This window comes from Streptomyces sp. A18, assembly GCF_059026065.1.
The window spans coordinates 118,083-130,672 of record NZ_JBWLKL010000022.1 but is presented as its reverse complement, the minus strand read 5'-3'; the positions used below and the strand labels follow the sequence as shown (position 1 = coordinate 130,672).

Below are 12,590 nucleotides of genomic sequence, written 5' to 3'. Positions count from 1 at the left end.
GTCGACACCCGCCGTCTCGCCGACTGCTTCCCGGCCGTCGACTACTTCGAGAACTCGGGCCTGCCCTTCGTCATCGCCCTCAACGGCTTCGACGGCCACCAGCCGTACACGCCGGACGAGGTCCGCGAGGCGCTGCAGATCGGCCCGGACACCCCGATCATCACGACGGACGCGAGGCATCGCGCGGACGCGAAGAGCGGTCTGATCACGCTCGTCGAGCACGCGCTGATGGCGCGTCTGCGTTAGGCGCGGCTGCGTCAACCGTCCTTGCCTGTACGTCGTTGGGCCTCGCACCGTCAGGTTGGTGCGGGGCCCCTCGTCTTTGTCTGCGGGTGCATGCCGCCCTGAACCGCCGCAGCGGCGGTTCAGGATGCAGCACGGCCCCGCACCAGAAGTGGTGCGGGGCCGTGCTGTGTGCGGTGAGGCGGTGGGGCTAGCCCTGCCAGCTGTGCGGGGCGCGGAAGCCCGGCGAGCGCTCCAGGCGGCGCCAGCCGGCCTTGTCGCGGCCTCGGCGGGGCGCGGGCGCCTGCGCGGTGGCGGCGGCGCTGCGGGCCAGCAGGATCGCCGTGATGGCGGCGACCTCTTCGGGCTCGGCGTGGCCCTTCTCGACGCGGATGTCGGGGGTAGTCATGTGCAGCGTTCTCCTTGTGGGCTACTGCAGGATTACTGCGGGGGGTTGCCGTGCTTGCGCGACGGCAGGTCGGCGTGCTTGTTGCGGAGCATCGCGAGGGAGCTGATCAGCACCTCGCGGGTGGCGGCGGGGTCGATCACGTCGTCGACCAGGCCTCGCTCCGCGGCGTAGTAGGGATGCATCAGCTCGGCCTTGTACTCCTTGACCATGCGCGCGCGCATCGCCTCGGGGTCCTCGGCGGCCGCGATCTGGCGCCGGAAGATCACGTTGGCGGCGCCCTCGGCACCCATCACCGCGATCTCGTTCGTCGGCCAGGCATAGGTCAGGTCGGCGCCGATGGACTGGCTGTCCATGACGATGTACGCGCCGCCGTAGGCCTTGCGCAGGATCAGCGAGATCCGCGGCACGGTGGCGTTGCAGTACGCGTACAGGAGCTTGGCGCCGTGCCGGATGATCCCGCCGTGCTCCTGGTCCACGCCCGGCAGGAAGCCGGGCACGTCAAGGAGCGTCACGATCGGGATGTTGAAGGCGTCGCACATCTGGACGAAGCGGGCCGCCTTCTCGGAGGCCTCGATGTCCAGTACCCCGGCCAGGGACTGCGGCTGGTTGGCGACGATGCCCACCACCTTGCCGTCCAGGCGGGCCAGGGCGCAGATGATGTTGCGGGCCCAGCGCTCGTGGACCTCGAGGTAGTCGCCCTCGTCGACGAGCTCCTCGATGACCTTGGTCATGTCGTACGGGCGGTTGCCGTCCGCGGGGACCAGGTCGAGCAGGACGTCCGAGCGGCGCTCCGCCGGGTCGTCGGACTCGTGGGTGGGCGGGTTCTCTCGGTTGTTGGAGGGCAGCATCGAGATGAGGTAGCGGACCTCGGCGAGGCAGGTCTCCTCGTCGTCGTACGCGAAGTGGCACACGCCCGAGGTCTCGGCGTGCACGTCCGCGCCGCCCAGACCGTTCTGCGAGATCTCCTCACCGGTCACCGCACGCACCACGTCCGGCCCGGTGATGAACATCTGCGAGGTCTCACGGACCATGAACACGAAGTCCGTCAGGGCGGGGCTGTAGGCCGCGCCGCCCGCGCACGGGCCCATCATCACCGAGATCTGCGGGATGACACCCGAGGCCCTGGTGTTGCGCTGGAAGATGCCGCCGTACCCGGCGAGCGCGGAGACGCCCTCCTGGATACGGGCGCCGGCGCCGTCATTGAGAGAGACCAGCGGGGCACCGGCCGCGATGGCCATGTCCATGATCTTGTGGATCTTCGTGGCGTGCGCCTCGCCAAGCGCGCCGCCGAAGATGCGGAAGTCGTGCGCATAGACGAAGACCGTGCGGCCCTCGACCGTGCCCCAGCCGGTGATGACACCGTCGGTGTACGGCTTCTTGGCCTCCAGGCCGAACCCGGTCGCCCGGTGGCGGCGCAACTGCTCGACCTCCTGGAACGAACCCGCGTCCACCAGCAGCTCGATCCGCTCACGCGCGGTCAGCTTGCCCTTGGCGTGCTGGGCCGCCGTCGCCTTCTCGCTCGGCCCGCGCAGCGCCTCGGCACGGATCGCGTGCAGCTCGGCCACGCGCCCACGCGCGTCCGTGGGCTCGCCTTCGGGAGAAGCGGTGTCGTCCAAAACGGTCATGTAGTGACCTTACGAAGTGGGCCTACGGAAACGGACCGTCGACTCTGAACAGTCTCCGGCCCGTTTTCCTGGCACCCCCGAACAGAACCCCAGTCCAGTGCGCCCGAAGTGACTGCTCAGAGGGCCGTCGTCCTGTGGGGATTCCACAAAGGAACGGGTGAGAGACACCTCACACGCCCTGCATCTCAACCGGACCGACCAATTCCTGGAGTGACGCATCGCGACAACCGAGGCACGCTCCGCTATAGGTTGAACATTGAACTGAATGGGGTTAGAGTGAATCTCGTTGAACATTCAACAGATCGCATCAGATCGCACCTCGTCCCCAAGGAGCAGTCATGGGTCTCTTCGGCCGCAAGAACGAAACCGCCACTTCCACCGCCACCGCGACCGCCCCGGTCAACCCGGAGCTTGCCGCTCTGACCGGTGAGTACGCGATCGACCCCTCGCACACGTCGATCGGCTTCGTCGCACGCCACGCCATGGTCACGAACGTCAAGGGCTCCTTCACCGACGTGGCGGGCACGCTGCACCTGGACGGCACGGACCCCGCCGCCTCGACGGCTTCCATCGACGTGAAGATGGAGAGCATCGACACCGGCAGCGCGGACCGTGACGGCCACCTCAAGAGCGCGGACTTCTTCAAGATCGACGAGTTCCCGGAGATGACGTTCCGCTCCACCAAGGCCGAGGCGCTGGGCGGCGACGACTACCGCGTCACCGGTGACCTGACGATCCTCGGCACCACCAAGCCGCTCTCCATCGACCTCGAGTTCAACGGCTCGGCCACGGACCCCTTCGGGAACGAGCGGGTCGGCTTCGAGGGCAAGGCGGAGATCCTCCGTTCGGAGTGGGGCCTCACGTGGAACGCCGCGCTGGAGACGGGCGGGGTGCTTGTCTCCGACAAGATCAAGCTGAACTTCGACATCTCGGCCATCAAGAACGCCGGCTGACCGGGGCCCCGGGGCCTCTACGAGCGCGGTCGCCCTCCACCACCCCGTTCCAGGAGGGCGAGCGCTCGGCGTCCGGCGTTCGCGATACGGTTCGGGCCGTGGCCGAGTTCATACAGCAACTGCCCGCCCTCATAGGCGTGATCGTCGGTGCGCTCGGTTCGTACCTGGCGATCACTCGCGGCGACCGGGCCCGCTTCCAGCGGGAGCAGGCCGCCCGTTGGGAGGAGCGGCGCCTCGCCGTCTACGGCGACTACGCCCGCGTGGTGAAGCAGGCGGTCACGCTCACCTACCGCGTCGCGGCCCACCTCGGCAACGACCCGCACCCGCACCCCCTTTCCCCCGAAGAGGCGGCGCCCCACCTGGCGGAGGCCGCTATCGCCCGCGATCCGGCCGGTGAGGCCCTGCTGATGCTCGGCACGCCCGACGTGGTGGACAAGGCGCGGGTCTGGATCCTCACCGTCGTCGAGATGGAACGCTTCCTGCGCGAGGACACCCACGATCCCGACGCGTGGTCCGCCCTCCTGGACCGGCAGCGGACGACGCGCGAGGGCTACTACCAGGCGGTGCGGCGCGACTTGGCCCTCCCGCCCGGCCATTCGGGCAGGTGGCAGATGCCGCCACCGGAGAGCGCCTGAGCGCGGGCGCCGGTACTTGCCTTGGAGCGCGGTCCAGCTTCTAGCGTCACGCACATGACCACACGGCAAGAGCAACAGCACAGGATCGGCAGCGGGTTCGGGGCGCTGAGCACGGCGGACGACGTACTCGACGGGATCGACCTCTCGGGCAGGACGGCGGTGGTCACCGGCGGATACTCGGGCCTGGGCCTGGAGATCACCCGGGCGCTCACCCGGGCGGGCGCGCACGTCGTCGTCCCGGCGCGCAGGCCCGGCGCCGCGCGGGAGGCGCTGCGGGGTACGGAACGCGTGGAGGTGCAGGCGCTTGACCTGGCGGACCAGGACAGCGTCAGGCAGTTCGCCGACCGCTTTCTCGCCACGCGCGGCACCCTGGACATCCTCATCAACAACGCGGGCGTCATGGCCTGCCCCGAGACCCGGTTCGGCCCCAACGGCACCTGGGAGTCCCACTTCGCGATCAACCACCTCGGCCACTTCGCCCTGGTCAACCGCCTCTGGCCGGTGCTGAGCCCCGGTACCGCACGTGTCGTGTCCGTGACCTCGTCCGGCCACTTCCTCTCCGACATCCGCTGGGCGGACCCGCACTTCGACCAGGGCTACGACCGCTGGTCGGCGTACGCCCAGTCCAAGACGGCGAACGCGCTCTTCGCCGTACACCTGGACTCCCTGCCCACCGGGCCCCGGGCCTTCTCGGTCCACCCCGGCAGCATCCTCACACCGCTCCAGCGCCACATCCCCCGCGAGGAACAGCTGGCGCACGGCTGGCTGACCGCCGACGGCCGTCCGGCACCGGGCTTCAAGACCCCGGCGCAGGGCGCGGCCACGGCGGTCTGGGCGGCGACGTCACCGCTGCTGGACGCGTACGGCGGTGCGTACTGCCAGGACTGCGACCTCGCGGAGCCCGCCACTACGGAGGACATGCTGATCGGCGGCGTCAAACCCTGGGCAACGGACCCCGAAGCGGCGGCCCGCCTCTGGCAACTGTCCGCGGAACTCACTGGCCTCTAGGCCCTGAGCCCTCCCCCCGTCACTCCGCATCCGACCCTCGTCGAACAGGCCTTTCCCGCTCTCCCCCAAGCTCTTCAAGAGCAGGGGGACCCCCATCCCGATTGCCCGCAGCAACCCCCTAGAACCCCCCACCCCCGAAGTCCCCGCCCCCGCCGAAGTCCCCGCCACCACCGAAGTCCCCAGGGTTGAAGTCCGACCCCGAGTAGTCCCCGCCGTCGTACCCGGCACCCGCACCGCCTCCGCCGAAGTCCCCGTATCCCGCCCCGTAGTCCGCCGCATACGCCGGGCTCGCCATCATTGAGCCCAGCATCGTGCCGACCAGCAGACCGGGCAGCATGCCGCCGCCGAAGTAGCCGCCGGCCCAGGGGCCGTATGCCGGGCCCGCCTCCCAGTACGGGCGGCGCTCGCCCGACTCCGTGGTCACCGTCCGGGCCATCGGCTCCTCGCCGTCCGCGAGGCGCGTCGCGTCCGCCAGGCAGACCGGGACCGAGCGCTCGGCGCCACCCGACGGCGACCACTGCGCGTCCTTCACCGACGGGCCGTGCCGCGGGTCGAAGAAGCAGGGCGCACGCCGCTCCGGCAGCGGCCGGCCCTCACGCCGTGCGGCGAGCAGGGCGAGCGAGAAGCGGCCGTCCTCCAGGGACTGCGTGACGGCCCGCACCTCCTCGGGCCGCTCCGCCGCCGCCATGAACGACTTCGCCTTCTCGTACGAGTCGAGGGCACGTTCGTAATCGGCGCGCATCGTGTCGTCCGCGCCCGCCTCCGAGGGGTGGAAGTCCAGGCGGTCGAGCTCCTCGCCGTACGCCGTGATGTCCTCGTCCACCACGACCCGCAGCTTCTCCAGCGCCACGCGCTGCTCCTCGGCCCGCCGCCTGCGGTTCCGCCGGACCACCGCGTACGTGGCCCCGGCACCCGCCACGAGCACCGCACCGATACCGATCAGCGCACCCACCGGAGCACCGCTGTCGGCGCCGGCGTCCCAGGAAGAGGGCGCCGAGCCACGGGCGTCCTTCACCGCCTGGTCGACGAAGTCGTTCAGCTGAGTCTTGGTGTTGCCCACGTCCCCGTACGTCCTCACGAGGTTCGAGACCGCCGCGTTGCTCAGCACCGCACGGTCCGCCTTCGCGTCGAACGCGTCGCCGAGCCGGATCCCGTACACACCCGTCACACCGGTCTCGGTGCGCAGCTTCTGGAAGAGGTCCTGTTTGGGGAAGTCAGCGGGCAGCACCGCCACGAACACGGGCTTGTCGGCGTCCTCGATCTTCTCCGCGATGGCATCCGCGTCGGCTCCGGACAGCTGGTCCGAGGCGGCCGGATCCACGTACACCGGGCTCTTCTCCCAGGCCTCGGCGACAGCCGGGACACTGGTGGCGGACACGGCAGCCGCGGCCCCGGGCGCCGCCGTGAACGACACGGCGCCCAGGGACACGAGAAGCCCGGACAGCGCGACAAATATTCGCTTCGTCCCATTGCTCATACTTCGAAGCTAACTCAGTCGAGCCCCCGGCGGCGGTCCGGAGCCGCCCCGGTTTGCCGCTACTCCACGGGCTCGACGCCCGCCCGCAGCAGTCCGAAGGTGTACGCGTCCTCCAGCGCCTGCCACGACGCCGCGATCACGTTCTCCGCCACGCCCACCGTCGACCACTCACCGTCACCGTCACTGGTGGAGATCAGCACCCGGGTCGTGGACGACGTGCCGTGCTTGCCCTCCAGGATGCGGACCTTGTAGTCGACAAGCTCCATCTTGGCGAGCTGGGGGTAGATCCGCTCCAGGCCGACCCGGAGCGAGCGGTCGAGCGCGTTGACCGGGCCGTTGCCCTCCGCCGTGGCGACGATGCGCTCGCCCTTGGCCCACAGCTTCACGGTGGCCTCGTTCGCGTGCGTGCCATCGGGGCGGTCCTCGACGATGGCCCGCCAGGACTCGACGCGGAAGTAGCGCCGGGCCCGCCCCTCGGCCTCTTCACGCAGGAGCAGCTCGAAGGACGCATCCGCGGCCTCGTACGTGTAGCCCTTGAGTTCACGCTCCTTGACCCGCTCGACGACCCGGCCCACCAGCTCCCGGTCGTCGCCCAGGTCGATCCCGAGCTCCTTGCCCTTGAGCTCGATGGAGGCGCGGCCCGCCATGTCCGAGACCAGCATCCGGATGCGGTTGCCCACCAGGTCCGGGTCGATGTGCTGGTAGAGATCCGGGTCGACCTTGATCGCCGAGGCGTGCAGGCCCGCCTTGTGCGCGAAGGCCGATACGCCTACGTACGGCTGGTGCGTGGAGGGGGTGAGGTTGACGACCTCGGCGATGGCGTGCGAGACGCGGGTCATCTCGCGCAGCGAGCCCTCGGGCAGGACCTGCTTGCCGTACTTGAGCTCAAGGGCGCCGACCACGGGGAAGAGGTTGGCGTTGCCGACCCGCTCGCCGTAGCCGTTGGCGGTGCACTGCACGTGCGTGGCGCCGGCGTCGACCGCGGCGAGGGTGTTGGCGACCGCGCACCCCGTGTCGTCCTGCGCGTGGATGCCGAGCCGGGCACCGGTGTCGGCGATCACGGTGCCCACGATCGCCTGGATCTGGGCGGGGAGCATGCCTCCGTTGGTGTCGCACAGGACGACGACGTCGGCGCCCGCCTCGGAGGCCGCGCGGACGACGGATTTGGCGTACTCGGGATGGGCGCGGTAGCCGTCGAAGAAGTGCTCGCAGTCGACGAAGACGCGCCGCCCCTGCTCCACGAGGTAGGAGACGGTGTCGCGCACCATCTCCAGGTTCTCCTCCAGAGTCGTGCGCAGCGCGAGCTCGACGTGCCGGTCATGGGATTTGGCGACGAGCGTGATGACCGGGGCGCCGGACGCCAGCAGGGCGTTGACCTGCGGGTCCGTGGCCGCCGAGCCACCCGCGCGGCGCGTGGCGCCGAAGGCGACGAGCTGGGCGTGCCGGAAGGTGATCTCTTGCTGGGCGCGGGAGAAGAACTCGGTGTCGCGGGGGTTGGCACCCGGCCAGCCGCCCTCGATGAAGCGCACGCCGAAGTCGTCCAGGTGCCGGGCAATGGTCAGCTTGTCCGCGACGGTCAGGTTGATTCCCTCACGCTGCGCGCCGTCGCGCAGCGTGGTGTCAAAGACGTGGAACGCATCGTCGGGTGTGCTGGTTTCCGTCATGCTGATCTGGCTCCTGTGTCGGATCTCGGTCTACCGGAATGACCGGCTCCACCGCTTCAATGATCCCTCGCGCTCCGCGTCCGGCTGATGTTGGGCCAGGAAACGAAAAAACCCCTCGTGGGTACGAGAGGTTTGCGCGCGGGTCTGAGAGACGACGGTGTCCGCCCGTACATGGTGGTACGAGACGGTCACTGCGGACCGGCGCGCCTGCTGCCAATAATCATGGCGAACGAGAGCACGGTGGCAGCCTGCCACAGCCCGCGCACACCGCGCTCCCCCGTCTCACGATGCGGGCGTACGTGGACGTTCCGAACACCACGATGCGGGCGGCACGTCCCACGCGCCGCCCGCATCCGCCCGCATCGCCGTGCGGCCTCAGCGCAGGTGGCGCACGAAGGCGTCGTCGCCGTCGTTGGTGTCGCCGCTCAGGAGCGTCGCGTCGCCGGAGAGGAACGCGATCCGGCGGCCGTCCGCCGAGATCCCGCCGGGGGCGACCTTCGCGGTGGCCGTGCCGCCCGTGGTGTCCGGCGTGACGAGCGTGGTGCTGCCCTTCTTCAGGTCCCGCAGGTAGACGGGCCACTCCTTGCCGTACTCGGACCCGGCCTCGGCGAGTTCCGACATGAACGTCACGTGGCGGCCGTCGGCGCTGATCGCGGGCGCGCGGGTGTAGACCTCGCCGGGGCCGCCCTGGGTGCCGTGGATCCGCTGGTTCTCGCCGGAGGCGATGTCGTGGACGAAGACGTTCCACGCGATGTCGTCGTCGTTCGGCACGAGGTGCGTGTCGCGGGACTCGAAGACGACCTTGCGGCCGTCGCCGCTGATGGACGGGTCGAGGGACTCCTTCTCCGTCTCCGATCCGTCGTACGAGCGGTCGACCTCCGTCAGCTCGCCGGTCCTGCGGTCGCGCAGCAGCACGTCGCTCCAGTCGTCGCCGCGCGGACCGTTGTAGTAGTTGTACGCGTACACGACACGGCTGCCGTCGTCGCTGACGGTCGCCCCGTGCGCGGTGCGCCCCTCCCTGCCCGGGTCGGCCTCGCTGATCCGCTCGGTCGTGCCGGTCTTCCGGTCGCGCAGGAAGACGATGTCGCCGGCGCTGCCCGCGCTCTGACCGACGTTGAAGACCGCGTACCGGGCATTCGGCGTCAGCGACACGCGGCCCGCGCCCGCGGCGCCGTCGGGCAGTTCGACGTCGAGCCGTTCGACCTTCTTGGTCCTGCGGTCGTAGAGCCGGACGTCGGCGTCCGAGTAGGAGTCCGCGGGGCTGGTCACCATCGCGACGTACCGCCCGTCGGCACTGAGCGAAGGGCTCCTGAGGTCCCGCCCTTCGAGGGCGATCCGCTCGGTCTTCGCGGTGCGCAGATCGCGTACGAAGATGTCGCTGCGGCCGTTCGTGTCGCCCGCGACCAGGTCGGTCGCCTCGGAGCCGAAGGCCACGAACCGGCCGCCGCGGCTGATGGTCGCCGACGACGAGCGGTCGTCCGCCGCCTTGCCGTCGGCGGTGACGCTGACGCCCTCGGTGCGGGGCGCGGCGTCCGCCGCGAACGCGGCCGGCAGGGTACCGGCCGTGAGCGCGGCGACGAGTGCGGCGGCGGCCAGGGTGGCGCGGCGCTGGGTGCGGTGCATGGTCAAGTCCCCCGTGATTGCCCGGTGTTCGGTGCGTTTGCTGTGGTCGGTGCACGCAATGTCTTTGATGCGTGGGATGCGCTTACGGTTGTGCTTACGGTTGCGGTTTCCCCGGAACTGTCCGCAGGAAGATGTCGGACACTCCATTGGTGTCCCCCGGCACCAGGTCCGCGTCGGCGGAGCTGTAGACGATGCCTTTCCCCTTGTCCGCGATCGCCCCCGCCGTCGCCCCGCCGTGGCCGACGGCCACTTCGCGACCGCTGCGGAGATCGCGCAGGACGAGGTTCGACTCGGCGTCCCCGTAAAGGAGTCGGCGCCCGTTCCGACTGACGGCCTTGGCGTCCTTGCCCGCGAAGTGCTTGACCTTTCCGGTGCGCACGTCGCGTACGTAAGCGCCGGCCGCGCCGTTCATCGCCACCGTGCGGCCGTTGACCTGCACCAGCGTGGACGCGGTGCCGTCGTCGACGCGGGTGAGGCTGCCCGTGGTGCGGTCGCGGAGCCAGACCTGGCCGGTGCCGTTGTCCTCGTAGGCGACGTGGCGCCCGTCGGCGCTGATGGACGGGTCCACCATGTCGCGGGACGTGTCCGGCGGCCCGTCGCTGATGACCTCGCGGGTGTCGGTCTCGCGGTCGTAGACCTCGACCCGCTCAGGGTCTGAGGGGTGGCTCGGGTGCAGGTCGTAGGCGACGTGGCGGCCGTCCGCGCTGATGGACGGGGATGACGCGCTGAACTTGAATCCCCGGCCGTCGATCTGCTTGATCTCCCCCGTGGTCAGGTCGGTGAGGAAGACGTTGATGCCGTGCGAGCCCCACCCGGTGTGCGCCGCGTACCGCCCGTCGTCGCTGATCACGGGGGCGGCCATGGAGTTCTCCAGGCGCTTGATCCCGCCGGTCTCCAGGTCTTTCACGAACGCCCAGTCGTACGGCCCCTGATGACCCTCTGTCAGGTTCTCCGCGTCGCTGTGGAAGCCGACGTAACGGCCGTTCGCCGACACGGACGCGGTACGCGAAGCCCCGTCGGCCTCGGTCCCGTCGGCCGCGACGCTCACCCGCTCCACCTTCGGCACCGGCGGCTCGTGCGGCGCGGCCTGTGCCGCGGCGGGTAATGCGGTCGTGCCGAGTGCCGCGACCAGTAAGGCACTCAAGGACACACGTCGAGCAGTGGACATGGCTTCCCCCAAAACCTGTCGTTCCCCCCGGCCCGATACCGAAGGCCCACGGGGATACAAGCGCACCTCCAGGACACACGCAATCCGCAAGAACGCGTACAACCTAGACGGGGCCAACGGGGTCCTGGGGGGCCGGGGCGAGCGCTCCGTCCAGGAACTCCCGTACGTGCGCGAGGATCTGGTCACGCCCCGTGCCGCGCAGGCCGATCGCCACATGGATGGCGAACCCGTCGAGCAGGGCCCGCAGCCGCGTCGCGAAACGGTCGGGGTCCAGGGCCCCGAACTCACCCCGCGACACGCCCTCGGCGAGCAGCGCCACCAGATCGCGGTGCCAGGCGCTCTCGATGGCGACCTGCCGGTCGCGCTCGTCCTCGTCGGCGTTCAGAGAGCGGTTCCAGACCTCCAGCCACAGGGTCCAGTGGGGGTCGCCGGGGCCGTCCGGGACGTACAGATCGACGTACGCATCCAGCCGCTCGCGGGCCGTGCCACGCCGTGCGAGCAGCCGGCCGCGCTCGGCGCCGAGCGCGGACTCGCTCCACTCCAGGGTGCGCAGGAGCAGCTCGTCCTTGGTCCGGAAGTAGTAGAGGAGGTGGCCGCTGCTCATGCCGACCTCGCGGCCGAGCGCGGCCATGGTCAGCTTCTCCAGGCCGCGCTCGGCGATCATCTCCATGGCTGCGGCAAGGACGTCCTCGCGCGGTGGCGCGTTCTTCCGGCGTGCGGCCTCGGCCACGGGGACTCCTGCGGTGACTCGTCTGACGCTAGATCTTCGGGATCTTCGGCTGCTGCTGGGTGATGCAGTGGATGCCACCACCCCCGGCAAAGATCGTACGGGCGTCCACGAGCGTCACGGTCCGCTCCGGGAAGAGACGGCGGAAGATGCCGGCCGCGATCTCGTCGCGCGGGTCGTCGAAGGCGCACAGGACGACGCCGCCGTTGCAGAGGTAGTGGTTGATGTACGAGTAGTCGACCCAGCCCTCGTCGTCCGTGAGGACGGTCGGCGCGGGCACCTCGACGATCTGCAGGGTGCGCCCTCGGGCGTCGGTCTGACCCTGGAGCACCCCGATGATCTCCTTGCTGACCTCGAAGTCGGGGTGGGCGGGGTCCTGCTGCGAGTGGACGAGGACGACGCCGGGCGCGGCGAAGGCGGCGACGATGTCGACGTGCCCCCGGGTGCCGAACTGCCCGTAGTCACCGGTCAGGCCCTTGGGCAGCCAGATCGCCTTGCGGGTGCCGATGCGGGCGTGGATCGCCTCCTCGGCCTGCTCCCGGGTCAGCCCCGGGTTGCGTCCCGGGTCGAGCTGGACCGTGTCGGTCAGCAGGACCGTGCCCTCGCCGTCGACGTGGATGCCGCCGCCTTCGTTGACCAGCGGCGAGGAGTGCACGGGCACACCGGCCAGGTCGGCGACATGGCGGGCGATCTTCGCGTCGTGCTCCCAGCGGGCCCAGTCCTGACCGCCCCAGCCGTTGAAGATCCAGTCCACGGCGGCCAGTTGGTCGCCGTCACGTACGAAGGTGGGGCCGATGTCCCGCATCCACGCGTCGTCCAGGTCACGCTCGACGAGCTCGATGTCAGGTCCGAGGAGCGCGCGGGCGGACGCGCCCTGGCCGGTGCCGACGACCATCGTGACGGGTTCGAAGCGGCGTACGGCACGGGCGACGCCCGCCCAGGCGGCCCGCGCCTCGGCCAGCTCACGCTCATTCGTGAACGTGGGGTTGGGGCCGGGCCAGGCCATCCAGGTGCGCTCGTGCGGGGCCCACTCGGCGGGCATGTGGAAGGTCATGGTGATCCCTACGGCAAGGACTGAC

Annotated in this window: 11 protein-coding genes and 1 pseudogene; 4 read left to right on the top strand and 8 right to left on the bottom strand. The window is 70.1% G+C overall.

All coding sequences use genetic code 11. From position 1 onward, the window contains the following. Nucleotides 1-246 (top strand): annotated as a pseudogene (locus AC5P1C_RS28585) (ATP-binding protein); the annotation flags it as partial. A 187-nt stretch (nt 247-433) separates the two neighbouring features. On the opposite strand, the gene AC5P1C_RS28580 reads toward AC5P1C_RS28585, so the two are convergent. Continuing rightward, nucleotides 434-631 carry an acyl-CoA carboxylase subunit epsilon gene (locus AC5P1C_RS28580; RefSeq protein ID WP_249587538.1) on the bottom strand — a complete coding sequence of 66 codons (198 nt, stop codon included), beginning with the start codon at nt 629-631 and terminating at the stop codon, nt 434-436. Between the two features lie 32 nt (nt 632-663). Next, nucleotides 664-2,256, bottom strand: coding sequence for an acyl-CoA carboxylase subunit beta (locus AC5P1C_RS28575; RefSeq protein ID WP_493868819.1), 1,593 nt, complete (start codon nt 2,254-2,256; stop codon nt 664-666). A 338-nt stretch (nt 2,257-2,594) separates the two neighbouring features. Here AC5P1C_RS28575 and AC5P1C_RS28570 point away from each other — a divergent pair, with 338 nt between their 5' ends. The 3 genes from AC5P1C_RS28570 (at nt 2,595) to AC5P1C_RS28560 (ending at nt 4,852) form a co-directional block, all read left to right on the top strand. Then, a complete protein-coding gene (locus tag AC5P1C_RS28570) occupies nt 2,595-3,209 on the top strand; it encodes a YceI family protein (protein WP_493868818.1) in 615 nt (204 codons plus the stop codon). A gap of 98 nt (nt 3,210-3,307) precedes the next feature. Further along, complete coding sequence (locus AC5P1C_RS28565; protein ID WP_493868817.1) at nt 3,308-3,844, top strand: hypothetical protein; 537 nt, start codon at nt 3,308-3,310, stop codon at nt 3,842-3,844. 54 nt (nt 3,845-3,898) lie between these two features. Next, entirely contained in the window at nt 3,899-4,852 is a 954-nt protein-coding gene (locus AC5P1C_RS28560; RefSeq protein WP_493868816.1) for an SDR family NAD(P)-dependent oxidoreductase, read from the top strand. Nucleotides 4,853-4,970: 118 nt separating this feature from the next. Here the strand turns inward: AC5P1C_RS28560 and AC5P1C_RS28555 are convergent, their stop codons facing one another. The 6 genes from AC5P1C_RS28555 to AC5P1C_RS28530 all read right to left on the bottom strand — a co-directional run bounded on the left by AC5P1C_RS28555 (nt 4,971) and on the right by AC5P1C_RS28530 (nt 12,565). Further along, a complete protein-coding gene (locus AC5P1C_RS28555; RefSeq protein WP_493868815.1) occupies nt 4,971-6,329 on the bottom strand; it encodes a hypothetical protein in 1,359 nt (452 codons plus the stop codon). 59 nt (nt 6,330-6,388) lie between these two features. After that, nucleotides 6,389-7,993 carry a citramalate synthase gene (cimA, locus tag AC5P1C_RS28550; protein WP_493868814.1) on the bottom strand — a complete coding sequence of 535 codons (1,605 nt, stop codon included), beginning with the start codon at nt 7,991-7,993 and terminating at the stop codon, nt 6,389-6,391. 375 nt (nt 7,994-8,368) lie between these two features. Then, nucleotides 8,369-9,616 carry a TolB family protein gene (locus tag AC5P1C_RS28545; RefSeq protein ID WP_493868813.1) on the bottom strand — a complete coding sequence of 416 codons (1,248 nt, stop codon included), beginning with the start codon at nt 9,614-9,616 and terminating at the stop codon, nt 8,369-8,371. A 94-nt stretch (nt 9,617-9,710) separates the two neighbouring features. Continuing rightward, nucleotides 9,711-10,766 carry a protein TolB gene (locus tag AC5P1C_RS28540; RefSeq protein WP_493868829.1) on the bottom strand — a complete coding sequence of 352 codons (1,056 nt, stop codon included), beginning with the start codon at nt 10,764-10,766 and terminating at the stop codon, nt 9,711-9,713. A gap of 121 nt (nt 10,767-10,887) precedes the next feature. Next, nucleotides 10,888-11,454, bottom strand: coding sequence for a TetR/AcrR family transcriptional regulator (locus AC5P1C_RS28535; protein ID WP_493868828.1), 567 nt, complete (start codon nt 11,452-11,454; stop codon nt 10,888-10,890). An 88-nt stretch (nt 11,455-11,542) separates the two neighbouring features. Then, nucleotides 11,543-12,565, bottom strand: coding sequence for an agmatine deiminase family protein (locus tag AC5P1C_RS28530; RefSeq protein ID WP_493868812.1), 1,023 nt, complete (start codon nt 12,563-12,565; stop codon nt 11,543-11,545). Nucleotides 12,566-12,590 lie beyond the last annotated feature (25 nt).